38 protein-coding genes are annotated in these 26,709 nt (G+C 60.7%); 1 reads left to right on the top strand and 37 read right to left on the bottom strand.

The genetic code is table 11. The annotated features are described in order from the left end of the window. The 3 genes from Q1K29_RS17010 to Q1K29_RS17000 all read right to left on the bottom strand — a co-directional run. Window positions 1-601 (bottom strand): hypothetical protein (locus Q1K29_RS17010; protein ID WP_300396441.1); only part of this gene is annotated, 601 nt, incomplete at its 3' end. Between the two features lie 110 nt (window positions 602-711). Then, window positions 712-1,236: a hypothetical protein gene (locus Q1K29_RS17005; protein WP_300396439.1), complete on the bottom strand. Its 525-nt coding sequence runs from the start codon at window positions 1,234-1,236 to the stop codon at window positions 712-714. A gap of 44 nt (window positions 1,237-1,280) precedes the next feature. Then, window positions 1,281-4,763 carry a phage tail tape measure protein gene (locus Q1K29_RS17000; protein ID WP_300396437.1) on the bottom strand — a complete coding sequence of 1,161 codons (3,483 nt, stop codon included), beginning with the start codon at window positions 4,761-4,763 and terminating at the stop codon, window positions 1,281-1,283. Between the two features lie 781 nt (window positions 4,764-5,544). Here Q1K29_RS17000 and Q1K29_RS16995 point away from each other — a divergent pair. Then, window positions 5,545-5,739 carry a hypothetical protein gene (locus tag Q1K29_RS16995; RefSeq protein ID WP_300396435.1) on the top strand — a complete coding sequence of 65 codons (195 nt, stop codon included), beginning with the start codon at window positions 5,545-5,547 and terminating at the stop codon, window positions 5,737-5,739. Window positions 5,740-5,851: 112 nt separating this feature from the next. Here the strand turns inward: Q1K29_RS16995 and Q1K29_RS16990 are convergent, their stop codons facing one another. The 34 genes from Q1K29_RS16990 to Q1K29_RS16825 all read right to left on the bottom strand — a co-directional run bounded on the left by Q1K29_RS16990 (window position 5,852) and on the right by Q1K29_RS16825 (window position 26,580). Then, the gene (locus Q1K29_RS16990) at window positions 5,852-6,328 is read right to left on the bottom strand and encodes a gene transfer agent family protein (protein ID WP_300396433.1); all 477 of its coding nucleotides are present in this window, start codon (window positions 6,326-6,328) and stop codon (window positions 5,852-5,854) included. Then, window positions 6,328-6,777, bottom strand: coding sequence for a phage tail tube protein (locus tag Q1K29_RS16985; RefSeq protein WP_300396431.1), 450 nt, complete (start codon window positions 6,775-6,777; stop codon window positions 6,328-6,330). The genes Q1K29_RS16990 and Q1K29_RS16985 overlap by 1 nt, the downstream gene beginning before the upstream one ends. Window positions 6,778-6,881: 104 nt before the next feature. Then, window positions 6,882-7,301, bottom strand: coding sequence for a DUF3168 domain-containing protein (locus Q1K29_RS16980; protein ID WP_300396429.1), 420 nt, complete (start codon window positions 7,299-7,301; stop codon window positions 6,882-6,884). After that, the gene (locus Q1K29_RS16975; protein ID WP_300396427.1) at window positions 7,288-7,563 is read right to left on the bottom strand and encodes a hypothetical protein; all 276 of its coding nucleotides are present in this window, start codon (window positions 7,561-7,563) and stop codon (window positions 7,288-7,290) included. Before Q1K29_RS16975 ends, Q1K29_RS16980 begins: the two co-directional genes overlap by 14 nt. Window positions 7,564-7,568: 5 nt before the next feature. Beyond that, complete coding sequence (locus tag Q1K29_RS16970; RefSeq protein WP_300396426.1) at window positions 7,569-7,979, bottom strand: hypothetical protein; 411 nt, start codon at window positions 7,977-7,979, stop codon at window positions 7,569-7,571. Next, window positions 7,972-8,331, bottom strand: a complete 360-nt coding sequence (locus Q1K29_RS16965; RefSeq protein WP_300396424.1) for a hypothetical protein — start codon at window positions 8,329-8,331, stop codon at window positions 7,972-7,974. Before Q1K29_RS16965 ends, Q1K29_RS16970 begins: the two co-directional genes overlap by 8 nt. Continuing rightward, window positions 8,331-8,705 carry a DUF4054 domain-containing protein gene (locus Q1K29_RS16960; protein WP_300396423.1) on the bottom strand — a complete coding sequence of 125 codons (375 nt, stop codon included), beginning with the start codon at window positions 8,703-8,705 and terminating at the stop codon, window positions 8,331-8,333. Before Q1K29_RS16960 ends, Q1K29_RS16965 begins: the two co-directional genes overlap by 1 nt. A gap of 3 nt (window positions 8,706-8,708) precedes the next feature. After that, on the bottom strand, window positions 8,709-8,963 hold the full coding sequence (locus Q1K29_RS16955; protein ID WP_300396421.1) for a hypothetical protein: 255 nt from the start codon (window positions 8,961-8,963) through the stop codon (window positions 8,709-8,711). Between the two features lie 57 nt (window positions 8,964-9,020). Continuing rightward, on the bottom strand, window positions 9,021-10,040 hold the full coding sequence (locus tag Q1K29_RS16950; RefSeq protein ID WP_300396419.1) for a major capsid protein: 1,020 nt from the start codon (window positions 10,038-10,040) through the stop codon (window positions 9,021-9,023). Between the two features lie 54 nt (window positions 10,041-10,094). Further along, window positions 10,095-10,472, bottom strand: coding sequence for a head decoration protein (locus tag Q1K29_RS16945; RefSeq protein ID WP_300396417.1), 378 nt, complete (start codon window positions 10,470-10,472; stop codon window positions 10,095-10,097). Between the two features lie 3 nt (window positions 10,473-10,475). Beyond that, on the bottom strand, window positions 10,476-11,597 hold the full coding sequence (locus tag Q1K29_RS16940; RefSeq protein WP_300396415.1) for a DUF2213 domain-containing protein: 1,122 nt from the start codon (window positions 11,595-11,597) through the stop codon (window positions 10,476-10,478). A 192-nt stretch (window positions 11,598-11,789) separates the two neighbouring features. Continuing rightward, on the bottom strand, window positions 11,790-12,179 hold the full coding sequence (locus Q1K29_RS16935) for a hypothetical protein (RefSeq protein WP_300396413.1): 390 nt from the start codon (window positions 12,177-12,179) through the stop codon (window positions 11,790-11,792). A gap of 99 nt (window positions 12,180-12,278) precedes the next feature. After that, window positions 12,279-12,908: a hypothetical protein gene (locus tag Q1K29_RS16930; protein ID WP_300396412.1), complete on the bottom strand. Its 630-nt coding sequence runs from the start codon at window positions 12,906-12,908 to the stop codon at window positions 12,279-12,281. Beyond that, window positions 12,898-13,431 (bottom strand): DapH/DapD/GlmU-related protein, encoded by a 534-nt coding sequence (locus Q1K29_RS16925; protein ID WP_300396410.1) that lies wholly within the window; start codon window positions 13,429-13,431, stop codon window positions 12,898-12,900. Before Q1K29_RS16925 ends, Q1K29_RS16930 begins: the two co-directional genes overlap by 11 nt. Next, complete coding sequence (locus Q1K29_RS16920; RefSeq protein WP_300396408.1) at window positions 13,428-13,841, bottom strand: hypothetical protein; 414 nt, start codon at window positions 13,839-13,841, stop codon at window positions 13,428-13,430. The genes Q1K29_RS16925 and Q1K29_RS16920 overlap by 4 nt, the downstream gene beginning before the upstream one ends. Next, on the bottom strand, window positions 13,838-14,422 hold the full coding sequence (locus Q1K29_RS16915; protein WP_300396406.1) for a hypothetical protein: 585 nt from the start codon (window positions 14,420-14,422) through the stop codon (window positions 13,838-13,840). The genes Q1K29_RS16920 and Q1K29_RS16915 overlap by 4 nt, the downstream gene beginning before the upstream one ends. Then, window positions 14,422-14,697, bottom strand: coding sequence for a hypothetical protein (locus Q1K29_RS16910; RefSeq protein ID WP_300396404.1), 276 nt, complete (start codon window positions 14,695-14,697; stop codon window positions 14,422-14,424). The genes Q1K29_RS16915 and Q1K29_RS16910 overlap by 1 nt, the downstream gene beginning before the upstream one ends. A gap of 7 nt (window positions 14,698-14,704) precedes the next feature. Next, window positions 14,705-16,936, bottom strand: a complete 2,232-nt coding sequence (locus Q1K29_RS16905) for a phage minor head protein (protein WP_300396403.1) — start codon at window positions 16,934-16,936, stop codon at window positions 14,705-14,707. Beyond that, window positions 16,933-18,828 (bottom strand): phage portal protein, encoded by a 1,896-nt coding sequence (locus Q1K29_RS16900; protein ID WP_300396401.1) that lies wholly within the window; start codon window positions 18,826-18,828, stop codon window positions 16,933-16,935. Before Q1K29_RS16900 ends, Q1K29_RS16905 begins: the two co-directional genes overlap by 4 nt. 1 nt (window position 18,829) lies before the next feature. Further along, entirely contained in the window at window positions 18,830-20,125 is a 1,296-nt protein-coding gene (locus Q1K29_RS16895; protein WP_300396399.1) for a terminase family protein, read from the bottom strand. After that, the gene (locus Q1K29_RS16890) at window positions 20,058-20,504 is read right to left on the bottom strand and encodes a terminase small subunit (protein WP_300396397.1); all 447 of its coding nucleotides are present in this window, start codon (window positions 20,502-20,504) and stop codon (window positions 20,058-20,060) included. Before Q1K29_RS16890 ends, Q1K29_RS16895 begins: the two co-directional genes overlap by 68 nt. An 89-nt stretch (window positions 20,505-20,593) precedes the next feature. Then, entirely contained in the window at window positions 20,594-20,908 is a 315-nt protein-coding gene (locus tag Q1K29_RS16885) for a hypothetical protein (RefSeq protein ID WP_300396396.1), read from the bottom strand. A 634-nt stretch (window positions 20,909-21,542) separates the two neighbouring features. Next, window positions 21,543-22,547 (bottom strand): hypothetical protein, encoded by a 1,005-nt coding sequence (locus Q1K29_RS16880; protein WP_300396394.1) that lies wholly within the window; start codon window positions 22,545-22,547, stop codon window positions 21,543-21,545. Next, window positions 22,547-23,062 (bottom strand): hypothetical protein, encoded by a 516-nt coding sequence (locus tag Q1K29_RS16875; RefSeq protein WP_300396393.1) that lies wholly within the window; start codon window positions 23,060-23,062, stop codon window positions 22,547-22,549. The genes Q1K29_RS16880 and Q1K29_RS16875 overlap by 1 nt, the downstream gene beginning before the upstream one ends. Window positions 23,063-23,088: 26 nt before the next feature. After that, window positions 23,089-23,358 (bottom strand): hypothetical protein, encoded by a 270-nt coding sequence (locus tag Q1K29_RS16870; protein ID WP_300396392.1) that lies wholly within the window; start codon window positions 23,356-23,358, stop codon window positions 23,089-23,091. Then, window positions 23,355-23,552 (bottom strand): hypothetical protein, encoded by a 198-nt coding sequence (locus Q1K29_RS16865; RefSeq protein ID WP_300396390.1) that lies wholly within the window; start codon window positions 23,550-23,552, stop codon window positions 23,355-23,357. The genes Q1K29_RS16870 and Q1K29_RS16865 overlap by 4 nt, the downstream gene beginning before the upstream one ends. Further along, window positions 23,549-23,770, bottom strand: coding sequence for a hypothetical protein (locus Q1K29_RS16860; RefSeq protein ID WP_300396388.1), 222 nt, complete (start codon window positions 23,768-23,770; stop codon window positions 23,549-23,551). The genes Q1K29_RS16865 and Q1K29_RS16860 overlap by 4 nt, the downstream gene beginning before the upstream one ends. A gap of 2 nt (window positions 23,771-23,772) precedes the next feature. Then, entirely contained in the window at window positions 23,773-24,006 is a 234-nt protein-coding gene (locus Q1K29_RS16855; protein WP_300396386.1) for a hypothetical protein, read from the bottom strand. Beyond that, window positions 24,003-24,374 carry a helix-turn-helix domain-containing protein gene (locus tag Q1K29_RS16850; RefSeq protein ID WP_300396384.1) on the bottom strand — a complete coding sequence of 124 codons (372 nt, stop codon included), beginning with the start codon at window positions 24,372-24,374 and terminating at the stop codon, window positions 24,003-24,005. The genes Q1K29_RS16855 and Q1K29_RS16850 overlap by 4 nt, the downstream gene beginning before the upstream one ends. Beyond that, window positions 24,374-24,661 carry a DUF2312 domain-containing protein gene (locus tag Q1K29_RS16845; protein WP_366524228.1) on the bottom strand — a complete coding sequence of 96 codons (288 nt, stop codon included), beginning with the start codon at window positions 24,659-24,661 and terminating at the stop codon, window positions 24,374-24,376. The genes Q1K29_RS16850 and Q1K29_RS16845 overlap by 1 nt, the downstream gene beginning before the upstream one ends. A gap of 171 nt (window positions 24,662-24,832) precedes the next feature. After that, a complete protein-coding gene (locus Q1K29_RS16840) occupies window positions 24,833-25,552 on the bottom strand; it encodes a YdaU family protein (protein WP_300396380.1) in 720 nt (239 codons plus the stop codon). After that, the gene (locus Q1K29_RS16835; RefSeq protein WP_300396378.1) at window positions 25,545-26,090 is read right to left on the bottom strand and encodes a DUF559 domain-containing protein; all 546 of its coding nucleotides are present in this window, start codon (window positions 26,088-26,090) and stop codon (window positions 25,545-25,547) included. The genes Q1K29_RS16840 and Q1K29_RS16835 overlap by 8 nt, the downstream gene beginning before the upstream one ends. Continuing rightward, window positions 26,087-26,461, bottom strand: a complete 375-nt coding sequence (locus Q1K29_RS16830; protein ID WP_300396377.1) for a hypothetical protein — start codon at window positions 26,459-26,461, stop codon at window positions 26,087-26,089. The genes Q1K29_RS16835 and Q1K29_RS16830 overlap by 4 nt, the downstream gene beginning before the upstream one ends. Further along, entirely contained in the window at window positions 26,458-26,580 is a 123-nt protein-coding gene (locus tag Q1K29_RS16825; protein WP_300396375.1) for a hypothetical protein, read from the bottom strand. Before Q1K29_RS16825 ends, Q1K29_RS16830 begins: the two co-directional genes overlap by 4 nt. Window positions 26,581-26,709: the final 129 nt, after the last annotated feature.

Genomic DNA, 26,709 nt, shown 5'->3' with positions numbered 1-26,709 from the left:
GCACCTGCTGGGCTTCAAAGTCGATAGACCAGTTCTTGTGACCCTCACGGATGCGGGGACTGCCAGACAGCCGGAACTCGCCCAGCGCTTGGATGCGGCGCGGGAGCGGCGTTGCATTCGCCGTGACGGGGCGTGGCCATACCGGGATCGTGATAACGCCCGAGCCGTCAGCGGTCGCCTCAGCCGTTGCCTGGCCGATCCAGTAGCCATCACCCGCCGTGATATAGGAGATCATGTCGCCGGGGTGGGCCTTTTTGCCGGCACCATAGCCAGAAAGCGTGATCGTGCTGTTGGCCACATTGATCGAGGATACGCCGAGGCCGGTGTCAGAGCTGATCGAGGTATCGCGGGGATTGGGCCGGAAGGTCCGCCACATCGTGAAGGTCAGGTCTTGCAGGCGGCGTCGGGCAAGAAAGGCTTCCCAGTCATCGAAGTGTGCGCGATCCTTGATGTTGACCTTGACCTCGATCGACCAGAACGGATCACCGATCTCGATGATATCGGCCTCGCCTGAATTGGACGCGGTCTCGGTCTGGACTTCATTGCGCTGCCAAACTGCCTCGATGATGCCGAGACAGGGCGCCTGTTCACCTGCGCTCATGGGAGACCTTTCGGGCAAAGAAAAACCGCCCGGTGAGGGGCGGCCTGTGTTCGGGTACAAAAAGGCCCCGCCGGAGCGGGGCCTGTGTCAGTCGTAGTTTCGGCGGCCGCCTATTCGGCGGCGCCCACCTTCTCGATCTCCGCAGAAAATCGTTTCAGGGCATTATAGGCTTTGCTGTCCTTGTCGCCGTCGACTACGGCATCTTCGATGTTTCCATCGCTGGTCGTGACGCGCATCCACACTCGATCCGCCGTAAGAATGCGGTCAATCAGGGTGACCGGAGCGACAAAATCCTTTTCCGACCCCTCAACGGAATCAAGCACGCGCTCGAAGTCAGTGAAGCCGCCCGCCCGCTCAAGCTCGACTGTTTCGCCGTCGATATTGAAGGACACGCCGAGAATTGCCGTGGTCTCGTTGAACACTGCGGCCCTGAGAAGGAAAATGTCCGGCTTGGACTCCTGCCATTGCCCGCCGAAGCCTGTGCAGATGAACTGCGTACATGCGTTGCCGTGCGGATCGATGTGAACGACCGCCGCATCGTCGAAGCCGCTATACATGGTCTTTGCCTCGGTCCCGGCTGTTGTGCTGCAGGCCGCCAGCGCGAACGCGGCCATTATTGTTGTAAGTCCCCTCAATGTGTTCTCCTCTTGTGCTAGGGAGCGTGGAGCCTATGACAGATTTACCCGTTTAGGAACCTATCGCGCTGGTGGCGTGGTGTCGTGCGGAGCCGGTCACGGGCGATTACCCGCTGAACCCGGCCTTCCATGTCGCGGTTCATACGTGCCATGGCAGCCTCGAGACGAGGCAGCGCATCATCGGTCACATTGCCCTGAATGACGAGTGATGATCCGCTGACACTGATTGGACGATTGCCGCCGCCGACGAATGCCGGGCTCGCCGCGCTGGCCTGAGAAATACGGGATAGCTGCGCTTCCATGTTCGGCGCTGTGACAGCGGGCTGCACCTGCCCATATCCACCGGACATGAGGTAGTATTTTCCACCACGTTGCAGAAGCTCTGGTTTGCCCTTTTCGTTGACCTCGTAAAACTCGTCAGGCCTCACGGGGCCACCGCGTTCGCGTCCACCGCCGAAATTGGCTGTCGCGCCCTCGATCGTCGCGATGACCTGCGCCCCTTGCGCGGCAACGGTCGCGGCGGCAGCAAGGTTTGATGGAAATGGAAGGCTCAGAGCCTTTGCCACGCCGCTCTGGATCTGGACAATCGATGAAGCGATAGCAAACGCCTTCTCGATCGCGAACATGGCCTTGTAGATGCCGGATTGCTCGCCCGCGAATGTCTTGGCGAGACCGGCGAGGCCGTCAAAAAGCTGCTGGCCGGCTTCGAGCTGCTGAATAGCCGACTGCGCCCTGATCTCGGCGATCTTCTCTTCGCTCTCGGCGATGATTTCCTGACGGCGAAGCTCATACTCTTCTTCAAGAACCTGTTTCTCGGTCAGCAGCTCCTCAAGGGCTTCGAGTTCCTTGTCCTTCTGGGCGTTGATACGCTCAGCGGGGTCGCTGGAATACTCGCCTTCGCCCAGAACCTTGCGCTTGTAATCTTCTTCTGCGAGAGCGCGCTCCTCAGCGAGCACGGCGAGGGCCTCATTCTTGCGACCCTCGTCCTCGATCTCGTCTTCGATAGCCTTCTTTCGGCGGTCGTACTCACGCTCGATCAAGGCGAAGCCTCGACCGGCCAGGCGGTCACGCGCAGCCGCGATTTCCTCGATCATGTCGAGTTCGCGCTGGGTGACCTCCTCCTTCTTCGCAATCTTTTCGTCTTCGGCCGCGATTTCCTCGTCCTTGATGCGGTCGAGTTCGTTGTTGTAGGCCTCAAGCGCGGCGAGCTGGCGTTCACGGGCTTCCTCGCCCTTCAGGCCAAGCGTCTCGATGGCCGCGATCTGCTCGTCATAGGCCTTCTTCGCTTCGTCGCGCTCGATCTGGTAAGTGGTCTTGAAGGCGTCTTCGAGTTCGGCGAGGGCCTCTTTGGCCGCTTCGACCTCAGCATTTTTGCTGGAGCCTGTCGGGCTCCTGCCGCCCTGCACCGTCTCGCGGGCAAGGTCTCTGGCCGTGGCTTCGTCCAGGCCAGCATTCAGAAGCTTGATCGTCTCCTCGGCGATGGCAATCTGTTGCTGGAAGCGCTCGACTGCACCATCCGTGCCAGCAGCGCGGGCCTGCTCAAGCGAGTCCTTCAGCTTCTCGATCTGTTCGAGTTCAGCCTCAATGATGCCGACATTGCGCAGCTCGGTTGAGCGCTGCCCAAGCGCTTTGACCAGCCCATCGATACCACCTTCGGCTATGGCTTCCCCGATGTTGACGCCCTCTTCGCCGAAGGCGCCTTCCAGCACCCCTGAGAACTGGCCACGCAAGACCGCAAGCTTCTGCTCCACTTGCAGGATTTGCTTATCGAACTCCGGCGTTTCCCGTGTGACCCCGAGTGACCCAAAGCCGACCGTGGAGGCTTCGTCGCGCTTCTTTCGCAGGGTCTCCAGTTTCGACTCCGCCTCAGCGACGGCGACTGAAAGATCAGTCATCTGCTGGACAATAGTTGCCGCCGTGACTTCCTGGATGGCTTCACTGATTTCTCGCACGGCGTCCCGCATGCGGTTGAGCGCCGGGATCGAATTTTCGGCTCCGGTACGCACCTCATTGAAGCTATCGAACTCTGATGTGCGTTCGAGCGCTGCGTTTATGCTCTCGATGGAGGCCTGCGCTTCCTCGATCGCGCGCCGACCTTCGCGGGCATTCCTGCCGAGGATAACGAAGGCTGCGGCTGCGGCCGCAATGGCAAGCGTGGCCGGGCCGCCAATAACACTGAGGGCACTGCCCAGCGCCGTTGTTGCGGCTGTCGCAGCTCCGGCCGCCGTGGTCATCCCGACGAGTGACGCAATGGCTGAGCCCAGTGCGGCGGCGACGGCAGGCACAATTTTCGCCGCCAGCGGCAGGAGCGCACGGGCAGACAGGGCGATGATCGCCACGCCCAGAATGTCGGCGTTCTCTGCCGCAAGCACGAGCAGCTTTTGCAGGCTTTCCAGCGCAATGATGAGCCCGTCTTCCGCCCCGGCCTCGCCAAGGGCAAGCACCAGTTCCTCCAGGCGCGAGCGTGTGGCCAGCAGTGCGCCATTGAGGTTGTCATCCATGATCTTGGAAACACGCTCGGCGGTGCCACCAGCCTCGTCATAAGCGGCGGATAGTTCGCGAACCTTCGGGATAGAAGATTGCAGCACCTCGAAGGCGGGACCGCCACGGAGGCCAAAGAGCGTCATGGCGTCTGCGGTATTGATACCGGCATCAGCAAGGCGCTGTAGCGACTCGGCGAGTGAGCCTGTCGAGGAAAGAGCAACGTCTTCCATCTTGAGCCCGTACTTGGCGAGAACCTTCTCGCCCTGCTTGGACTGCTTTTCGAGGCCGATCATGACGCGGCGGAGGCCGGTGCCGGCCATTTCTGCCTGAATGCCAGCGTCGGATAGCGCGGAAACCGCCGCTGCCGTGTCTTCGATGCCGACATTGAGACCAGCCGCGATCGGCGAGACATACTTCATCGCCTCGCCAAGCTGGTTAACGTCCGTGTTCGAAGAGTTCGCCGCCTTGGCCAGCACATCGACCACGCGCGCCGTTTCGGAGACTTCCAGCCGGAAGCCCTGCAGGACGTTTGAGGCGATATCTGCCGCACGTCCAAGATCGAGATTGCCCGCCTGAGCAAGCTGTAGCGTGCCCTCGATCGATCCGAGAACCTGCTCGGTGTCAAAACCGGCACGAGCGAGGAACAGCATGCCTTCAGCCGCCTGTGTGGCGCTGAAGCGGGTTGTAGCCCCAAGGTCACGGGCTTTTGCTGTCAGGGATTCAATTTGTGATTCCGTGGCCTGCGTCACGGCCTGCACCGTGGACATGGCCTGCGAGAAGCCTGCGAGCACGCGGATGCCTGCGGCAGCGCCGGCCGCCAGAGCCAGCGCCGAAGCAGCCCCTGCCAGCGTGCGGCCCATGTTGTTCGCCGAGGTGCTGATATTGTTGAACGCCTGGACGTTGCGGCGCTCTGTCAGCCCGGCCGACCGGCGCATGGAGTCCATGTGCTTGTCGAACTTGCGGTCAGCACCGGCGATCTTGCGCTCATACTCGGCAACGCGGGCCTCAAGTTCGACGATGACTGAATCTGCACGGACGGCCATTATTCACCGCCCTTCTTGGACTGCCGCTTCTCGCGCATCTTCTGATCGAACAACTTTTCGGCTCGGGCAACGGCTCGCAGATAGGGAGCCATGCTCTGCTCAATCTCATGCAGAATTATAGATCTAGAGCACATAGCTACACCTTTCCGCCCATCAGGCAGGTTTTTGGTTTGTTCACGGTGTCGATTGGGGTAAGGTAGCGAACCCGCCCCGGCGTTGGCGCGCCAAAGCGGGTTCTGACCAATCAGCCTATGTGGAGGCTCTCATGGCTACTTCCCGAATATGTTCTATCGACGGCTGCGGCAAGCCGGTTAAGGCGCGAGGTTGGTGCAAAGCCCATCATCTACGCTTTCTTCGGCACGGCTCCCCTACGGCTGGCGGCCCCATGCGCAACCACAATCATGGCCCGGTTTGCTCGATCAAAGGGTGTGGCAACAAGCATATAGCCAAAGGGTTATGCCAAGCCCACTACACTCGAAAGTCTCGATCCGGCTCCGCCCAAGCGACAAAGCCACTTCGAACCAGCCCGGGAGAGCAACTTTCGTTCTTCGCACGGGCGCTGCGCTCAGACACTGACGAATGCATTCTGTGGCCTCACCAGAAAACAAAGGACGGTTACGGTCGCCTTTGGTTATTCGGCCGTCCGGTGTTCGCTGCTAGAGCCATCTGCGCCCAAACGCGCGGCGCTCCGCCGGACGAAAGCTGGCATTCCGCTCACTCCTGCAATCAACGCGCCTGCATAAACCCTCGACACATCAGCTGGAAATCTCCGTCGGAAAACATGGCCGACAAGGTCGAGCACGGCACCCATCAAGTAGGCGAAGTGAACCCACATGCCAAACTGACCGAAGAGCAAGTGCTGGAGATGCGCCGCCTTAGGCCCTCCCATTCTCTTTCTCAGCTCGCGGACATCTTCGAAGTGACGCCAACGACCGTAAGCCGAATAGTGCGCAGACTTGGCTGGACACACATCTAGACCCTCACATCGGGCAGGTTCATCGCCCGGATGCGGTCAAGCGCGCCGTCGAACTCTTCATCTGTCGGTGCGTCGGCGTCGGCGGGCTTCATGAGCTTGTTGTGCTCGGCGATCATGCCTTGCCACTGCCAGAGCGTGAGGTCTTCGATGTCTTTGGGCGGGATGCCTTTTTCGAGGCCGACCGCGTAGCAGGCGACGAGGTTGAGGTATCCGTCCCCGCCGCCTCCTGCTTTTTTGGGCTGTCCGCCTCCGGGGCCGTCTCCGCGACCTCGTAGCCTTCGACACACGCGCCGAGGATAGCGAGGGCGTGTTTGTGCCATTCCGCCAGCGGCCACTGATCGCAATAGCGGTCAATGAGCTTGCGGGCGTCCTGCGCGTCCATGCCGCCGCCGATGAGACCAAGCCTGACGGTCTCGATCAGATCGACGGCATGGTAATCGCCGGTGAGACAGACACGCTTCCAGATCGTACCGATGGGGCTGCCGCAGCGTTCTTCCAGCTCCGCGATCCGTTTGAGCGGGAGCCGGAAGAGGTAGTCTGCGTCTGCGAACTCAAGCGTGACTTCGCAGCTTCGATACGGTCCCGGCATTAGCTGTTGCCGGCCGTGAAGCTCGGTTTTCCGTTCATCGCGATGCCGATGCTGACATTCGCACGCTGGCCGCGCGAGAAGGTCTGCTCGTATTGCGTCAGGATCGCGGGGGCCTCGTAGTAACCGCCGCCCTCACCGGAAGGCAGGTCGATGAACCAGCGGACATTCTTCTCGCCGCCTGCCATCACCCAGTCATCCCAGATTTGTTTCGCGTCCTTGTCGAGCACACCGGAGCCGGAGAGCGTCATCTGCTTGGAGACCTCATCCGAGATCAGCCAGGACGGAAGGTCCGGGTCTTCACAGTCGGGAATGTTGGTCGTGTTGCTCTCGATGTTCACCGTCATGGTGAGTTCGGTAAAGCCACAGGGTGCTTCGAACGTTTCGGACGAAGCACCGTCGCCCAGCATGATCATTGCCGAGCCGAACTTGATGGTTTGAGCCAGAGCCATAAATGGGCATCCTTCTATTGGGCCGCGCCGCTTCACAGCGGTGCATCACGAGGCTGCCCACACCTCATGTCGTTGAATCCTGCGCCTGGGCCGGGCGAGGTCTGCTATCCGGTGGTCACCACCGAAAATTCGATAACTGCGTGGTAGTCGGCGCTCTCGTCGCCATCTTCGAGGATCTGCGTGCGCTCCCAGTCGAGCGAGACGAGACCGAGATCGTTTTCAAGCGGCAGCTGATCAGAAGACAGGGCTTCCACGATGACCGCCGCCAGTTCGGCGCAGTCGCTTTCATCTGGACCGCGTGCGAACGCATGCACCGTGATCGCGCTGTCGCTGCCACCCTGCCCCGTGGCCTCATAGGGCCGCGTGTCTGGCACACCGTAGCGAATGAAGGGCCATGCCGGATTGTCGGGCACGCGCCGGCCATAGATGCGGGTTGCGGTCACAAGATCGGTGACGGCCGAGACGCTGCGCAAGTGCGCGACCACGGCCCGGCGCAACGGGAGGGAATGATCAGTCGGCGTCACGGTCTGCCGTGCCTGTCAGCTTGCCGAACATGGATTGCTTCTTCGGGGTCTCGTCTTCGGTCTCGTCGGTGAGGAAGACTTCGGTGGCCTCGGACTCGGTTTCAGACGTGTTGTCCTCTTTCGAGGTGCGCTTGCCTTTGCCTGCCGCTTCGGCGGCTTCGACGCAGGCGAGCGGAACGTTGACCTTCTGGCCAGCCTTGAAAGACCGCATGCCACGGCGCGAAGGGCGCCAGTTGAAATCATCTGAGAATTTGCACCACATCGTGGCTATCCTTTCCTGTTCACGCGGTTGACGCCCGCGCGGATGTTGACGGTGTATTGCTGGCGAACGGTTCGAGCGGCGGGGCGCATGAAGGGGCGCTCTTCCATAGTGCTCGTGCCATACTCCAAGGGTACGGAATGGTCTGCTGCAGACTCCGCGACAGCCTTCAGCGGACCGGTTCGCCGCGCGGTGGTCTTTTCGGTGAGAGTGCCTTCATCCTTGTTCGGCGGCTCTCCGGGCCTGGACGGTATGTGCCCCTTGCCCTGAATGGCGTCCTTCGCAATCAGGACGTGCGCCTCTGTGCGCACTTTATCGGCGGCTTCGAAGACGCGCTTGCCCAGCTCGTTGACGAGTTCGCGCCCGCGCATCTGCTTCAGGTGCTTGCGGTGGCGATTGACGCCCTTGAACTTAGCCATTGGTCGGCCTGCCCTGGATGGTCCATGCGGCCTGTGCCGGGTCTTCCTCGATCGCCTGAATGGAGTAATCCTGCCCCCGGATCGTGATCTTGCTGTCGAGGTCCGGTGTGAGCGCCACATCCTTTTGCAGGATGATCAGCTTCACATCCGTGGATGGGATGCCCGCCTGCGCACGGGTATAGGCGCTGTAGGCCTCGACCATGCCCTTTGCGGCGGCGGTCTGTTCGGTTTCGGTGAAGCCGCCATAGCCGTCATCGGCGAGCGTGACTTTCGTGATCGTCGCATCCAGCAGAAGCGGGGCGAAGACGCTGCCGAAGACTTCCTTGAGATCACCACCGAGAAGACCAGCCATCAGCTGGACCCTCCGAGGGCGACAACTCCCGGCACATTGCGTTTCAGGATTGCCAGAAACCTCTTGCCATAGGTCGTGAGATTGTACGTGCTGGATGCTCCGGACCCGCCGCTTTCGCGCTCCAGCTCGAGCGAGCCGAGCTTCAGACGGTGGAAACCCTGTAGCTGCGCTTCACGGGTCGCGCCGAGGCCATCCATGGTGAGGTCGTGAGCAGCATACAGGCTCTCGGCTTCCTGCCGATCGTCGGCAAGCCACGAGGAGTCGACCACCCGGCGCGCCCGGCCAAGCGCTGCCGTGATGACATCATCATCGACGGCAGCAAAGGCCGGGAAACGCGCCTTGAACGTGGTTGCATCGGCGGGCGTGTAGGCCATGGCCTATTCGTCCTCGCCGTCTTTCTTGTCCTCGGACTTCTCGTCTTTCGAGGCAGAGGCCTTGGAGGACTTCGAGGCAGAGGCTTTGACCGGCGTAATGGTCACATCATCGCGGGCAAAGGCTTCGATCTGTTCGTCAGAGAACTCGTGTTCAACCTCGATGGTTTCGGTTGTGCCGCGCCGCACTTCATGCGTGCCGCCGAAGACCTTGAAGGCCTTTCCGAACGGCGAGTTGTTCTCGATCTTGTATTTCGGCATGGGGTATCTCCTGAAAATGGAAACGGGGGCACGATGGCCCCCGTCTCAGTCACCTGCTTAGGTGTTGCCGACCGCCTTGCGGAGAACAGCAGGGCGCTGACAGAAGTAGAGCGGGTACGAGTATTGCTCGCCCCGCGTCCACGCCTGACGATCACGGTCGAGGACGTTGATCGCATAGGTGTTCTGACCAGCGGTATTGACGAACGGCCCGAACTCGGCCGGCGCCATCGCCTTTTTGAAGACGCCATTCGCCCCGACCGGGAAGAACTTCGCTTCGTTGGCCGCAATCGCAACGGACGAATTGTCGTCGGTGCCGCGATAGTTGTGCCAGGTGATGCCGCCGAAGGTGAACGCACCGAAAGCGGTGTTTTCGCGAAGATCGGCTGCAGCCGCCCAGTTCTGGAAGGTCTTCTCGACATTCGGATGCGAGATCAGATTGTCGTAGAAGGTATCGCCGACGAGGGCATGCACGGTCGTTTGAGACGTGAATGCTCCCTTAGAAGAGCGAGCCATCGCGCGCGTCACCGCATGGCACTTGCCGCGAACGTCGGTGCCGTCAGTGGTGAGAGCGAAGTCGATGGCCGCCGCTTCGCTGACGCCGAACTCGGTGAAGTAGTTATAGATCACCGTGCTGCCGTCAGCATCGAGCAGCTTGCCCTGCAGCGCGCCGAGGCGGTGGAACTCGTGGGTGAGCTCCATGTCGTCGGTCACGCGGGCCATGCGGCGCAGATATTCGGACTGCACCTGCATCAGCTCGGTTTCCGAGCCATACTGGCGGATGCCCTGGACTTCCTCGGCATAGAGCGTGAAGCCCTTGGCGAGGCGGGTCGTCTGGAGTGGGACAGCACGGCGGCTATCCTTCACCAGCTCTTCAGGCGGGGCGCCGGTCGGCGAGGACGGGATGAGCGAGAGAGTGCCCTCGCGTTCGTCAACGAAGACAGTGCGCGTGCGCACCGGCATGGGCTCGAAAATGCCCAGCTCGCCGAGCAGTTGCGGTTTGTAGTCGGTTTTCTCAACAGCGCCGGTCAGCGAAGTCATGCTGAACGCAGAGCTGTTGAACACATCCATGGATGCCATGATGAAAGTATCCTTCTATGGGAAGGGCGCGCTTCTCAGCGGGCCAGTCGATTGCTAGCGGACGATGATGCCCTTGGTGGCGAGCGCCGCGTTGGCGGTTGCCTTGGCTGTGTCGTCGGCTTCATCCACGTAGGTGAGATGAGCGCCCACGACTTCGGCGTCACGCTCGATGAGCGTAACGACATGATCGACAGCCGAGCCGGTGTCGTTCACGAGCGTTTCGTAGAGAAGCGCCTGGTTTTCCAGATCGCCGGAGGCGAAGCTGAAGTCCGGGTTGACGTACTTCTCGGCAGACGTGTCGTAGCCAAGGATGGTGCCGGCTGCGAGCGTGGTGTTCGCAGGAACGACAACCGTGGCGGCGCCGCGAGAGCGATAGTTGTTCGCTTCCGAGACGAGGAATTGCGCGTTACGAGCGCCTTCGGTGAGTGCCATGGGTTATGCTCCCTTCTTGGCGTTGACGCCCGCACGGGCAAACACGTCATCACCCCAATCGGAGAGATCGACGACTTTCGAATCCTTGATGCCGTCAGACAGCGGATTGCGAGGCTTGGCATCAGCCGTGAGGTGGTCGAACAGGCCAGCGACATAATCGTCGGACTTGTCCTTGACCTTTTCGTCGCCGAGCTTCGCGGCCACGGCCTGCTTCTTCAGGTCCGCATTCGAGACGCCGTCCGTCTTCAGGTTCGGCGCAATGGCCTTTGCCTTGGCGACGATATCGGCGCGGTCGGCGACCATCTGGTCGAGCTTGGCGTCATCGAACTGCTTCGACTTCAGATCCTCGATCTCGGCGTCTTTCTTGCCGAGTTCGGTATCCTTTGTCTTGACAGTCTGGTTCGCCGTGTCGAGCTGCTTCTGCAGGTCGGCAATCGCCTTATCAGCGTCGGCGAACATCTTCTGGATGATCGGGGCAGCAGCTTCCGGCACATTGACCGGCAGCCCGTCCCTGATGATTTGAGTGGTCTTGTCGGTCATGACCGATTCCTTTCGTTCGTGGTTTTCCACTACAGGGCAGATGCCCCAGCTATGCGGATCGTCATCGCCGATCCTGCATTCCGAGCCAGCGCGGCCGCGCGAGACTATGGCGATATGATCAGCCACAATCGCGGTTTGCCGCGCCTGGTAAGGTGTTCCGTCCGGGGCGACGCCATCTTCCCAGACAATGTTGGTTGAATAGCCGACCGACAGCTCGCGCTTGCCGTCGCTCACCGCTTTCACGGCTTCGGCATCAGTGATCTTGAGACCAATCTTCAGGTACTCGCCATCTCGCAGAACCTCGTCGCCGGTCGTGCCCTTGGCGAGTTTCGACCAGTTGTCAGCGTTCACCCCGGAGGCGGGATGATCGAGCGTGATTGGGATTTTCGAGAAGCTTTGAAGCGAAGTCTTGGAGAAGACTTCCGCCTCGTCACGGTAGACGTTCACGGTGGCGAGTTCGGGTTTCCCCATCTCGCTGCCTCTGTATACCTGCACGCCCGTCCGAGCCGTCCGGGCGTTGGCTTCAAGGAAGCCGCGATCGTTCACTCGGGCGTCGCCGAGCGTCACGCTGTCAGTGATTTTCATGATTGGTCTCCGGGTCCGTCCAGCGGTTAGGCTGTTGGGTTTCTTCGGTTGCCTGCTTGCTCTTTCGGGGTCGCCCAACGGCAATTGGACGGCTCGTAATCGCCATCATTATCGATGCGGTCGATAGAATATGATGGGCCGGGTTTCGGCCCCATATCCTCGTAGAATGCTTCGAAGCTGTTCAGCCAGCGGTCACAGACTTTGATCCCGCGCCCGCCGTATCTTTCGTAGTTGTGCGCCGTCGGCGTGTTGCACCTGATACTTCAGGCCCGTCCAAGCATGATACTCGCTCGTCATGGTGCCGTCAGCCGTATGCTTATGGCGGGTCCAGGCCTCCCGCATCTTGGGTGCCGTTTCCCGGTGAACGTCAGCCGAATAGCAGCCGCAGCTCTTGGTGCGGCCCTGTAGCAGGCTGCAATAATAGACATCCACGATCTCACCGCATTCGCAGCGACACCTCGCATAACGCTTTTTGCGACCGTCAGCATGAACGACTGGCGGCGCCTCGCCGATGACCTCAAGGCGGGAGAAGTGAGTTTCACCGCGCAGCAGTTGTGATATTGGTTTTGCAGCCATTGGCATGGGTTCGCTCCATGTTGATCGGTCAGAGCCGCTTCGGTGTTACCAGCACCTGGCGGCTCGTTTACTCTAGCCCTTTCCATCCTCGGAACAAAGAGTGAATTATCTCCAGTGCTCGCGCACCCAGTCGAGGTCGCAGACGGGCGCCTCGTGCATTTTTTCAGGCCCGTGAAAATAGACGATCCGCGCATCCCCCAGCCCATGCGGCTTGACGTGGACCTTGTAGCTCAGCACCTGCCCCGGAAAGAGCATGTCCAGTACGTCAGGGCTTTGCCGGCGTATCCATTCCATGTCGTTCTGCCCGCGCCAGCGGTCATAGACGTGGGCATGCCCGGCAGGGACCAAGGCCACCCCGTTGCACACCCGAGAGGGCCAGTATGGATCGAGCGGCACGGCGATACGCTCCGCGGTGAAGCAGTATTCCGCCAGAGCATCACAATTGCCGGTGACGATGGTATCCAGCCCGACGAGGATCATGGGCCGATTCAGCCGGTAGGGTTCGATGCAGTCGCCATATCCCGGCGTCCGGTTGGTCATGAGCCTTTGTGTGATCGGCTCGCCGAAGTCGCGCTCCCGGTCAGTGAAGCAGATGAACTCGAAGGGCGCAGTCAGGTTGCGGGCGAAGCCGCGGTATAGCTTTTCGGCCCAGCTTTCGTCATAGGCCTGGCTGAAACTCTTGCTGTTCTGGTTGCTGTCCCAAAGGAGGGTCGCGACGACGAGATCAGGCTGCAAAGCGCACCCGCCTATTCTGCCGGCTGATTTCATCTTCCATCGTGATCGGCCGCATTTCTCCGTGCTTCATCCAGACATGGCAGGCAGGCACATCCTTGGACACAACCGATCCGGCACCGATCATGGCACCGACGCCGATGCGGACACCCGGCAGGATGACGCTGTTCGCGCCGATGCTTGCATCAGGCTCAATGATGATGGCGGGGCGATCCTTGTAGGCCGACACATCGAACCCGGTCTTCCCGGCGCGCGGCCAGCCATCGTTGCAAAGCGTGCAATTCGGGCCGATGAAGACCCGGCTGCCGATTTGAAAGCCCGGCCCAGCGGCCAGATTATGGGCGATGACCGTCTCGTCACCGACTGTTGACCCATCGATACAGGCGCCGCTCGCAATCGAGCAGTCCGCCCCGATCACAGCGCCCCGGATCACCGAAGCAAATTGCCAGATGCGGGTGCGCGCCCCAACCGTAGCCCCCTCCACCAGCGCCATCGGATGGATGAAGGCGTCGGGGTGGATGGTCATTGCGGGTGCGTCTCCAGCCGCTTTGTAAATATCCAGCTCTCAACCACCTTCTGCGGACGCATGAAAGACTCGAACTCGATAGCTTTCCCGGATTGCTCTCCGATATCCATCGGCTCAGCCGCGTTTCTCTCGACCGTCAGATCATAATAGGGCGGGTCTTGACCCAGCTCGATCGCCTCGAAGTCTAGGCAAAAACATGTGATCTCCGCAACGGGCTCAGGACCGATACGGCTCGCGCCATTCGAGAAGTTACGCGTCACTGTCTTGGCCGTGAATAGCATCTCGCAGGCCCCAACGCGATCGAACAGCCCAGGAATCAATTGGTTGATCATGGCTGTATCGGCCGCCCCGAACACTTCGATCACGCCCTTCCGGTTCTCTTTTTCCGCTTCGTTTATTGTCTGTGTCATGTCGATAGCTTCTCTATTAATGGGAAGCAGCGCAGGGCAGAATTTGGCGTAGCGTTGAACACCTCGACCTTCCCTTCCAGCCGAACCGCCATCGCCTCGATCGAGGGAATGAAGTCGGCCTCGTACTTGTTCACCGGTGTCTTGACCCGGTGGTCATCGTGATAGTTGCCCGGTCGCATGTCGAAGCCGTGCAGGATGATGCGGGCCGCGCCCATCAGATAGGCGAGGTTCAGCGCCATGGCTCCGCCACAGGCCCCGGCGAGTTTTTTCGGATCCTCACTCAGTGTCCCGAACTTGTCGTGTTGCAGCTCGATCACAGGCCACGCCAGTTCCCAGCCGCGCGGCTCCTGGAACTGGCGGATGACCCGGTATTTCGACCGGTTCAGATGAAGGCGCTCCCGGTTCCAGTCGAACCAGCGCCGGTCCATGACGAAGAGCACGTCAGCATCCGGGAAGACGTCGAGGCCCGCATTGTTCACCGCGATCACCGGATCAGAGCCGAGGGTGCGGATATCGAGGTCGTTGATGCTGGGACCGCCGCCGAGGATGCTGATAGTCTTTCCCCGGAATGCGTCGATCATCAGCCAATCCGCCCCAGCGCACCCGGCGCAATATTGATGGTCAGCCCGCCCTTGCCGTCGAACTGGACACTCCCGGCTTCCGACGCCGTGAAGACCGCCTCACGCGGCAAGCGCTGCGCCACATGCGCTGCAATCGCCCGGATATCGAAGCTGCCCTCGATCGAGACTGACGAGAAGTCGTCGGCCTCCACCATCATGAGGCGTGGAGCCTCGCCTTGCGAGCACTGGGCTTCCAGCGCTTCCATGATCGCGGCGGTGATGTCTTCCAGCTTCATGTGATCCTCACGGCAGCGGCGGCAATGGCGGGATGAAGTCATCCTCGTAATAGGTGCTGTAGAGTCCCGAAAAGCGGCGGGCCTCCGCCTTCAGTGAGTGCAGCAGGTAGACCAGCGCATCAATCCGCCCAGCGCGGGTGGTTGCGGCGGCATAGTCCTGTATGTGCTTGTCGAAGCCGCGCGTTCCCATGAACGGCCGGCGCTTGTTCGTGACCGTGGTCATCTTCAAGCCGATGCCGTTCAGCGCGTTCTCGTTTCCATCTCGGGCCTTGCGGACAATTCCGGGCGATATCGTGCTGAGATTGGCGACAACGCTTTCCAGCGCCTCGGCCTCCGCGATCTCGGCAGAGGCTCCACCCAGCCCTTCACCGCCCTTGCCCTTCATCGGGTGCTTTTCCGGTAGCGGATCGACCGGCGCCGTGGCCGGTGCGTCGGCTTCGGCAACCTGCCCTTCCGTGGCCCCGTTATTATTCTCGACATCCACCACTGGCTCCGACACGCATCCGCAGTTCCCAACCCCGGCTGTTCCTGCTATGTACCAACCTGAAGCAGTTTGGAAATTGTAGACATGTCCCTCCCAAGCCCGACTGACGCAGACCTCGACTTTGCTATATCGAAGCTCGACGCCGGCGAAACTCTCAAGGCGGTTGGCACCATGGTCGGGTTCCATCCCGATTGCTTGTCCAAGCACCTCCGATCCAGGCGCGGATATCGGGTCAGCCGTTTCGGCCGCCGCCCTAGTAACAGCATACAGTACGATGAGGCGGAAGCGATCCGGGCCTACCTTTCTGGCGAGTCCGTCAAATCGCTCAGCGATCGCCTCGGCCCCCAGCGCAAGACCATCACCGACATGCTCAAGCGCAATGGCGTACCAATCCGAGGCGCGGCTGAGGCCGGGCGCATCGTCTGGGATCAGATGACGCCAGAAGAGCGCTTCAAGCAGACGGAGGCTGCGCACGCGGCTGTCACGGGCACTAAGAGACCAATGCGGCAGCGTCTTAAGCGCGCCCGCACGTTTGAGGCCAATGAGAGTCGCATGGGCATGTTCGAAGACACGCTCCGAGACGCCCTGACTGATGCAGGCTGTGATTTCACGCCTCAGGCCGCCATCGGCGTCTACAACGTCGATATTCTCGTCAGCAATAACGTCGCCGTGGAAGTCTCCCGGTCGCACATTCACCGATACCGCTCCAAGAATGGTTTGGCCCGCTGCAAACACCTCGCCGATCGTGGGCTCTCGCTGTTCTATGTATACATCGCCTGCATGGAGGCTGCTGAAGCTCGGTTGAGCGATATAGTCGCCGACATTCAGAGCCTCAGCCGGCTTCCAGCCGGTGTTCGTAAGAATCGGGTGGTTCGCTGTACAACTTACTCTTTCGCCCGCTTCCGTAACGAACTCGGTCAGATGGCCGCTGTGCCAACGGCGCCAGATTTTAAGTACATCGTCATGGATGCTGACTGGTTGCCCTGATGGGAAACAGTAAATCGCGATGCCTGGCTCATCCCCCAGCGGTTCGCCGAGCTTGTAGATGCGCCCCTCGCGCGCCTTGTGAGCCGGACGGAAACGGCGTTTCTGACTATGTCGCCAGCGATAATGCTGGACGCCGGCCTCGGACATCCGGATCCGGGTCAGCTCGCCATTCAGCTTCTGTGCCTGGTCGACTGCAATCGTGTTCGCGCGGCGCCGGGCGATGCCAATACGCTCGGTCAGTTCCTTCGCAATCTTCTTCCGGGGCTTGCCCTCGGCGAAGCCGCGCCAGACCGTATCGGCAATTTCCTTCTTCGTCTTCGCGTCGACATCCTTGACGAGGTTGGCGATCTGGCTCTGGAAGGCCTTCACCCGCGCCGCGTTTTCCTTGCGGTCGATGAAGGGAAACACGTCGATGCCTGTCCCGGCCTTGACCGCATCCGCCCAGCGCTGTTCATGCCACTTCAGGGCGTCCAGCACCCAGCCGCGAACTTCCGCATCGACCGTGACGGTCGCGCCGGCGGCCTGCGCCTCTGCTATCCTGATCGCCTCGGCCAGGTCGTCGCTCTCATCATCGCGGGTCAGCGTGGACATGGCCTGACCGTAGGCCGGGCGTATCCGGTCGATGACCTGCCGCTCCCATGCCCGCACCGGTCGCACCACGATGCGGTAGAGATCCCGCTTCAGCGTGTCCGTGATCTCGATGCCGCGAAGCACGCGGTTCTTGCGCAGGCCTTCCTGCCGGGCCAGCTCGGCGAGGTCAAAGCTCATGACCGTTTGACGAAGCGCCCGCGTGCGTCACGGGGGAGCGCGTCCTTCGTGTTGGGGCGCCAGCTATCGACGAACTCCTCGAAGATTTCCGGACCAAGCTCAATCCTGCCGGTGAACGGCTTGACCTTCGACAAGTCCATGTCGCCCGCGCCCTCATAGACGATCGAGATGTGAGGCTCGAAGGACGGGAAGCTCCATTCCGCGCCAGTCTTGCGCTTGATGTCTTCGTGGCGCCAGGAAAGTTCCGACGATGCGAAGTGCAGGACGACCGCGCCCTTGTCGCCCAGAGGCTCGACGATACGAGGACCGCCGGGCGGTACGACGAGCTTGCCGTCGCGCTCCTGCAGGAATGTGTCTGAGGCCTTCATCCAGTCAACGGGGCTTTTCGAATGCATAATCGTTACATGCATGTCGTCGGCTTCGAGCGGGTTTTCGAAGCCCTGCTCTTTCGCCCACTTCACGATCTCGCCAGCGTTCAGCACCTTCCGGTACACATACAGCGTCCTTGGCGCCGCATCGGCCGCTTGCGTCGGATCATCTTCCGGGTCTGGATCGACCGGCGCATCCGGGTCCGGGTTGTTCGGGTCGCCTGCGTTCGGGTCGAACTCGGGCGTCTCCGCCTCGTACTCTTCCATCGCGTCTTCGAGGCCCGGCCACTGGCCGCTTTCGATCATCGCGTTGATCAGTGCCTTGCCCATGGGGGCGGTCGGGATGAGGCCGGAGGAAGCGTTCTTGGCGGCGGCTTCCGAGCGTGTCTTCTCGATCTCGGCGAGTTCCTTCGCATCCTTTTGAAACAAAGGAGCCCAGTTGTAATGAAGTTCATCGGGGCGGTCATTCAGCGCCGACCGGATCATGACCTCGTCGAGCCTGTTCAGCTTGGGCGTAAGGGTGAGTTCCTGTTCGGCGCCGATGCGGTCGTAATAGTTCTTGAGGTCGCTTTCGCCGGTGGCGCTCATGCCGGCCGGGGATTGGCCGAGAAAGCGGGTCGCCGGGATATCCGCCGCACCGGACACCACCAGCATGTATTGCTGCAGCACTTCCGGGAGCTGGGCGAAGCTGACCTGCTTCTGTTCGTACTCTTCACCGCCCGCGAGCAGCAGCGCGTTGATGGTCGACTTGATCGTCATCGCTGTGTGCCAGCGAGTGGTTAAGCGCTGCGTGCTCTCTGCCGTGGAAAGGTGCTCGGCGAGGTCGGGAATCTTGACCACGTCCACCTTCGCTTCACTCAGAAGCTGGGCGATGGACTGGCTGGCCAGGGCAGCATTCTTCACTGCATCCACAATCGCCTGCAGGACGCTATCGCCCCACGGGTCCACCTTCCGGCGCTGACGGTTGGCGCGGCGGGCGCCGGTCAGCGGAATGACGCGAGAGGGGTGGATCTGATAGGCGGCGCCAACATCGGTGTTCAGATTGTAGGTTCTTGGCTCGCCATACCATTCGTCTTCGGGGTCGCGGCGCATCTCGCTGGATGTCAGCTCGGACTTGTCCATGACATGGACGTAGCGGAGATCGCCCTGCTTCACGGTTTCCGGCCGGAGCGGGGAAAGTGGGTCATCGTCGCGCACGCCCATGACAAGGGCAGCGCCGCCATAGAGGCGGCCGAGGATCATCGCATCGAGCAGCTTGGATTTGAGCCCGAGGCGCTTTTCCTCTTTCTCGATGGCCGTGATATGGTCGGCCTCGGCTTGCCAGTTACGCCAGGCGCGCACGCTGTCAAAGGCGGGAATGTCCACCGCCTTGCGGGCCATCCAGTCGCTGCCATACATGGCTTCGAGCTGGTCGGGCTGCAGGATGTTCAGGTAGAAGTGTGAGCCCGTGGTCTTGTCGTCAGGCGTGCCGAGCCCGCTCTGGAAGCTGCGGAGGCTGTCGGCGGCAATCATATCATAGCCCATGTCAGACCCAATCCAGCGTATAAGGTGCATCACCAAGCATCAGGTCGCTCAGCGCCCAGACAGCAGCATCGAGCCTGTCGGGAGAGCCATCGCCCATGTACCCGTCGCTCGTCATTGCGCACATCTGGTCTTCGAGTTCAGTCAGCCCGCCGACATGGCGGACCCGTCCTTGTTCGTAGAGGGCGGCAACCGGCTCGGCCCGAATGACCTTGCCCCGGCTGGCGACCACTTCCTTGTAGCTCACCGACTTATCGACGGTGCGGATGACGTGCTCGACCATGGCCCCGCCATAGTTCCGCTCAGCAACCACGCGATCGGCGCCAAACTCGTTATAGGTATCGACCGTGCGCCGCCCCCAGCCAGCCGGGGAAAGGTCGCATGTCCTGTCAGCGAGAATGTAGCCGAGACCATCAACACCGAGGCCAGCGGCCACGATCCCGATACTATCTGCCTTCTCGCCATCGGTTCCAGAAGCCCCGGACGGGTCGACCGCAACCACGATCCGCTTCATGTCCGGCAGGTCATTGCGCCACAGCGCTTCCTCGATTGTCTGCCTGGTCCAGAGCGCCCCCGGCACATCGTCCAGGACTTCCGCGTTCAGTTCCTGGCGGCCGAGGCGTGTGCCCTCATACTTCGCCAACACTGCCGCCCGGAAGGCCGGGGCAAGGTTGGCCAGATTGTCATATGTCCGACCGCGACTGACGCAGGTCGTTTTCGACTTCAGCAATTCGCGGATCAGGGGCAGTGGTCGCGGCGTCGTCGTCGCGCAGACCTTCGGGCGATTACCAAGCCGCAGCCCGAACATCGCCATGTCCCATGCTTCCTGCATGTATTTCCATGCGGCCAGCTCATCACACCAGAGTGCGGCGTGCTGGGGCCCGCGAAGCCGGTCAGGCTCATCCGCTGAATACAGCGTTGCCATGGCCCCGTTATCCCATGTCAGCCGGCGCTTGGACGGCTCGAACAATGGACGGTCCCAGGGCGGCGAGATCGCCATGATACCGCTTTCGCCTTCGACCATGACATCACGGGCATCGGCAGCGGTCGGAGCGATCAGGCCGATGCGGCCAACCTCGTTCTTGATCTGGCGCACCCATTCGGCACCGCAGCGGGTCTTACCCCAGCCGCGTCCAGCAAGGGCGAGCCAGACCGTCCACCAGTCACCGGACGGCTCAAGCTGGTCGGGCCTTGCCCAGAACTCCCAGCGATAGTTGAGCGCCGCCTTCTCCTCAGTCGTCAGCTCCTTCAGGAGCGAACGCATCTGAGGCGGCGTCAGCGTATTTACTGAGCTTGTCATCAAGGGTCCGGGCAGCGTCCTTTATCGTGACGTTCGCATCCGTCTCAGTGCGGGCCGTGGTCCAGCCGTGATTGCTGGCAAGGTCCATCGGCAGACCGGGCGTATATTGATCTTTCGAGACCAGGCGCTCGGATCGGTCCATCTCGATGCGAAGTCTCGCCCGCGATACGGCGCAAGAAAACCGCTCATCCTTTTCGTAGTCGAGAAGGCTCTGGCGGCTGGCGAAACCAAGCTCATAGGCGAGGCCTGCGACAGTCGGGATGCGAGGCTTTTCCGCGTCGTCGCACTTATCGAAGTATTGCTCGACCTTGGCCTCGAAGAGGGCCGGGTCGTCATACAGGCGCGGCCTGCCACCCTTGTTCTTCTCGTCTTCGGCCATGATCTTTATCGAGAAACGTTAATGTTTCACCCTTTGATGTAGGTTTGCGAGTGTTCAGCCCGTGAAGCCAGAAGCCACAGGTTTATATTTCAACGCGAGTCACTGCCCCATTTGTGCCGACCGCGCTCATTGAAATCTTCGTAGCGGTAGTCGCCATTGTCAGGGATGATCGAGACTACAACGCGGACGATTTGCTCATCGATGTCTGCGTCGGGGCCATTCTGCTTTTTCAACTCGGCGTAAGCGTCATGGAAGCTGTCGAACAGCTGGTCTGTGAGAAGGCCCTGGCAGCCGTTGGCGAGCATGTATGCGGTATGCGTTTGAGTGATGTGCTGGATCTCAATGCGGTCGAACCACACGTCTTCGCCGTTATCCCAGTCTTCCAGCTTACGCTTCTCTCGCATACGCTCTCCGTTTCAGGTCATCACCGCCCGGCACATGAAGCCACGGTCGCTACAGGAGGGAGGGTGTCGGCCGGTTCGATCGCCGGGCGGTGAAGGGGGGAGCGGGCAGTCTCACATGCATTCTCTTAGCTCGCCCGCCCTATGTCATCGCATTTGACCTGTGGCGAGTACCCGCTGAAAATTGACCGGCAGTAGCGCCCAATCGGGTAGGCTCGTATTCGCGATGCGCTGCCGGGCCACATCGTATAGACGCCGCCCGGTGGTGATCAACTCCACCCTCTTGCGTCTTACAAGTCCCAGCCTGCCGTTAAACGGGGTGCTGGGGTGCCAGCGGATAACCGCTGACGACGTATCTGCGCCCATGGACCTATCCAACCGATTGGGTGGAACGCGCACCATACGGTGACAGTTCGGGCTTCTGGGCGACTTGCTCATTATCTGCGGGCCGGGCATTGCGTGACGGTCACTGGCTTCCCGGCTTCCGCTTCTATCCGACACGCTGCCGCAGATACGAAAAAGCGCCTGAGAGCGTGAGCCCTAGGCGCATTTCTGAACACTGAATTTATGCAGGTTCTCTATGTGTTCGTTTCGTGTGTCAAGGGGGTTGGGCTAGAGGTTGTGGATAGCGGGGTGGCTATACACTACGCATAGTGTGCGATACTTTCGGCTTCCAAAACCATGGCCACGCAGGGATCGCCCCTACCGTGCTGGACCAATGCAAGTGCAGAGCCTCTGACACCTCTCTGCTGAGATGCTCTTGCCTAATGTCAATTGTCCGCACGGCGGCGTTGCGCAAATCCACCCTTTTTCTAAGATGACTAAGCGAGTATTTCCGGTCTGCTTTTCTGGGATTTAAAGCGATGTCATTCTGGACCCTAGCTCGCAATACTCGGGCAAGACGGTCAATCCGCTCCGCCTTTCTTGTGAGCCGCTCTATCTTTGCCAGCAAAGGTCTAATCGATGGCGGGTGCTGTTCTGGACACCCCCTCAAGACTGCCCATATCGCAGCCGTCTTGCTAGCGCGGTATTTCCCCTGATCTAATACGCTCCACGGACTGCTGCAAAGGGCACTCTGGTCAAAAAGTGCCGCCATCCGAGACTCGCTAAAGGCTTCCGATGTGGTTTCATTGACGAAACGAGCAAGCGCGCTTCCTTCTCTGCCTTTCATGATTGTCACAGCAATACAGAAGTTATGAAAGCGCGGTGTTGTGGCTAAGAACGCATTGACTTCGTTAATCAGGCTTTCGGAAAAATTGTAGCATAGGTCAAGATTGGCTCCGGCAAGCACCCATCCCCTATCGGCGATTTTTTTGCCAACATCTCGCGCCGGACATCCAAAATACTTGACGCGAGGCCAGCGTTTCCGCCAGTGCGAAACAGCTATTAGCGCTGGATTCTCATCAATCGCAATGATGCGATCTTCTGGAATACCGTGCCGGATTGCGACTTCGATCTCCGCGCCCTCACGGGATGGTAAAAGCAGCCACATGGCGCGCGGGTCTGTCAAAAAGACACCGGCCTCATTCCCAATCGCAGACCATACTCGCTCTCGGTAGTCGGCCTTTTCGGGTGAGGTATATCCCGTTTTAGGGGCGCGCCGTGTGCAGTCGAGCGAAGCGGGAGGGAAACCGTCAGGCATCAAATCCTCCACATCCGCACCAGCGCGTCGAGGCCAATGCGAAGCCTGCGGACCTCGTGCGCTTTCGGGTGGCAGTTGTCGATGCAGACCTTCTCGATGATCCGCCGAACGTCGCCGCCACAGTCGAAAACACACTGTCTTGCCTTCCGCCAATAGTGCGCCGCCTTGCCGTCGTCACCAACCCATGCCGGGGCCGGTGAGCCGCCGATCCGTTCAGCCATGCGAGGCGACTTCGCTTCCGGAGACACGCCCGCCGCCCTGAGCGCGCGCAGACGGGCCGTCGCATACCGCCTGCCCGCCTCGGCCTGCTTCTGCGTGAGAACCTGGCTGACGGGCGATGCGAGGTGATCGAGCACGCAGTCTGTCTCACCAGCGGCGTTCTTCGATCCGAGCAACGCCTTCCTCCGCGCTTCAAGCTCCGGCGTCGGGCCGACACGCTCATCATGGCGGTGGACGCTGCCGTTCGGATAGCGCTTGGCTTTGAGGTTGCGTTTTCTGCCGGGTCTCTTGGCCAATGAGGGCCTCCGTAGGGTTGCTGTGGTCATTGTGCGTCCCCGTGAATCGTTTGTTTTGACGCCAGCCGAACCATCCCGTTCCCGACAAGCCAGCGCAGGATTTCAGTGGAATCGAAGCTCGCGCAGACATCGAGCCTGTCGCCGTTCTCTTTGACATTGAGAACGCGCCCAAGCGGCCCGGACCTTCCGGCAAGCCTGATGCGCTCTCCCGGCTTGAAGGCTATCGGCTTCGGGATCACGAGCAGGGCGTGAGGGCCAGCGAGGCAAAGTTCGGCAAGTCCCTTCACATCCATCATCCCGCCTCCACCGGCTCACGCCGTTTCGCAACCTCTCCTTGGAACCGGTACGTTTCGGCACCTTCGCGGATCTCAAATCCCGGTGAGTGGAGATCGTAGGCCAGCCCATCAGGACCGCCCGGCCCGGTATGGAAAGTCCTGCGCCACTTACCGTCACACCACTGCCGGATAGAGATTTCGCCGTGTCTCTTCATCGAGCAGCCTCCGCTTTAACCGGTTCACCCGTGAGGGCGTCGACGATGAACGGGGAAGCACCTTCCGCCATCAGGTCGTGAAAGTCTCTGGAGGCCTCTGCTAGCGTCCTGCGGCGATACCAGCACGGGCGGCCCGCATCGAACCACTGGACGTGGTATTTCCAGCCCATGCGATGCGCGAACGCCGTGTCTGGCAAATGCACTTTCATTGTATGCATGTTCAAAACCTCCCTGTCTTCGATTGAGCCTTCCCGCCCGGCCACCGCCCTGCCCCGGCAAGCGGAGCGGTAGAGCCCTTGTGCTCGTCGCAGAGCTGGCCCTTGCAGGTCTTGCCGCAGACCTTCGCCTTGCCCTCGACAATGATGGTGCGCTGGCAGGAGCCGGTTGGCGGGGTTCCCCTATTCCGGGTCCATGGCTGGATGATGCCAGTGTGCGGGCCGTGAAGTGTCTTCATGATGCCAGCCCCAGAGCTTCGAGACGGTCTCCGATGGCTTCATCAACCGGCTGGCAGAAAATGGCGTCGGGGTATCTCTCCTTCGCCGCTTCCTTCGCATGCATGATGGTGGTGTGGTCCTTCATGCGGAAGATGCGGGCGATGCGTGGATAGCTCATCTCCGGGTATTTCCAGCGGATGTAGGCCATGCACCATTGACGCGGCCAGACGTTGTAGCGGGCCTTGCAGCGGTCGAGGACGCGGGCTTTCGTGATCGGCTCGGCTGCTATCGCGCCAGATGCGTTTGGCCGGCTGAAGTACAGCGACGCCGCATCGAGGGCCTCGGATAGCAGGCGGTCTTTCGGGGTCTGGGGAATGTCGAAGGCCATCAGATTTCCCCCAGCGCGATCATGTAGGTTTCGAGCAGGGACTCCGCTTCCTGGCGCTCGTCGCGGTCCTGCTTCCGAAGCTTCACCACAGACCGCAGCGTCTTCGTGCAGTAGCCCATGGCCTTTGCCTCGGCGTAGACATCCTTGATCTGGTCGGCGACTTCCTTCTTTTCCTCTTCGAGGCGCTCGATACGCTCAACGGTCAGCCGCAGCTTTTCGCGCGCAGCCGGCGCCAGACGATCCGGGTCGAAGGGCGGCTTTGTGCCGAAGTCCTGATCGCCGAACATTTCAGCGGCCTGATGAAGCTGGCTGCTGGTGAAATGGACCGGATCCTGGCCCGGCACCTGAAGGCTCATTTTGTGGTCGTCAGGCATTGGTGTCTCCTCCTGTCAGTAGCGCGATGAAAATGGCGGTGTATGCGAGCCAGATCAGAACGGCCGGCCAGTCGATGCGGCGGGTCATGATTTCCCTCCCTCGATTGCTGTGAATTTGGGCGATGGCTTGTCCGCCTTCGGCTTCCTCGATCCGATCGCCAGGGTGAGCCCTTCGGCTCGAAGTTCGCGAGAGAGGCTTTCGGAAAAGCGGTCCTGCGCATACTTGCCGGTGACGTGGAACGTCCCGTCATCCCATGCGGTGATGCAGCCTATGAGGCCTTCGACTTCGCTCGCGGCGTGCTCCGTTACCGCTGCGGCGCGTAGCCTCTCCAAGGCAAGCGCGCCGTCAGGCGGTAGGTTCATGGTAGAACCTGTAAGGGTTCTACCAGAACCTTCTGGTTCTGGTATGCCATGCGTTTGCTTTGGCAAATCGCTGCGTTTGTCAGGCTCTTTTTTCTTTGTTTTCCGATGCTTGGCGGCAGCACCTGCTTTTCCTGCTTCCGAACGTGCCCGAACTTTGTCGTTAGCTTTGACGTATTCGGCCAGCAGGCGCTTCTGGTAGTACCGGCCCCGACGTGTGCTGAAAAACTCCTTGAGGATCGGCACGACCGCGTTCTGATATTCCTCCGTGTTCACCCGCAACTTGCGAGCGATCCACTTCGGGTCAGTCGGGATCGTACATCCGGGGGTTTCCCAGCACAGACGAAGGAGACGGAAATAAGCGCCCTCTTCTTCCAGAGAAAGGTGAGCGACGGCACTGCCGAACGCATCGAGATAGAGCGGGACGTATGGAAGCTTAGCCATTGGCGCGCCTCCAGTCGTCGATCAGGAATGCCTCAACGGTTTTCGATACGTCCTTGGCGCACTCGGCCGGCTTGTTGTGGATCTCGGACCCAGTGAAGCGCAGGACGGTCCAACCTTTTTGGGTCAGTAGTCGATCCTTGGATCTGTCTCGTGCGGCCTGCTGCTTTGTGCGCTCGTGAAAGTCATGCCCGTCGCACTCAATGGCAACCTGGAGCGCCGGGCCGTTCCAGAGCGGAGCCTTAATGGCGAAATCGACGCGGAACCGGCCAATCGGATATTGAGCAATTATCTGAAGGGCGGCGGGCAGAACGGCGAAGTATTTACGCTTCTTGCCACTGACCCAATCATATTCCATGAGATTGCCGCGCTGGGCAGCCAGTGCGTAGGCGAGCTTGCATTCGATTGGGCTCTCGCACTCGTGCAGCAGGGCGCGAAGCCCCTCTACCCGCTGAGCCTCAAATTCTTCTACGAGGTTAGGGAGCATGCCTTCTTCGAATGCGTCGACCATGTCGTCTATTTGTTCAGCGGTAGGTTTCACGCAGCCTCCTCGGCGCGTTCAGCGCCAGTGTTGGGGTCGATTTCGGTAAGGGCGAACTGGCATGAGCAGTCGCGTACGTTCGGGTGGCGTTCGATGGTGATGCGCCAGGTCTTGGAGTCGTCGGGGGTGACGCCGTGCTTGACGAGCAGATCGCTGATCGCTTTCTCGCGGTTCCCGATATCGCCCCTCATCTTCACCGGCAGGCGGATATGCAGGGCGAACGGGCCGATCACCGGGGGAATGCGCGCCGTCTCCAGCACCCAGCCGGCATGCTCGATCCATGCCTTGTAGTCCGCGGACTTGTGGCGGCGGGCCTTGCCGGGGAACATGCCATTGACCGACGGCGGGATGGGGAGCGTGCGGAACCTCATCCCCCAATCCCCAGCATCCAGTTCACCAGCTTCACCAGAGTGGCGAAGACAGCGATTGCAGAGACGAGGCAGAGGGCCGCGCCAACGCGGACGTGCCAGGGGTGTTCGATGCGGTTCATGATGACGCTCCGACCGTGAAGTACCGATCGCGCCAGTCTTTGAGCGTGGAGGCGGACATACCCAGCGCATCGGCAGCCGCCCGAAGTGTAGGGTGAGCCCTGACAGCCTCTTGGGCCATCGCGATCCGA

The sequence above is a fragment of the Henriciella sp. genome (genome assembly GCF_029937755.1).
Classification (GTDB): domain Bacteria; phylum Pseudomonadota; class Alphaproteobacteria; order Caulobacterales; family Hyphomonadaceae; genus Henriciella.
Note: the sequence above shows the minus strand (reverse complement) of the source record. Positions and strands in the feature narration are given on the sequence as shown.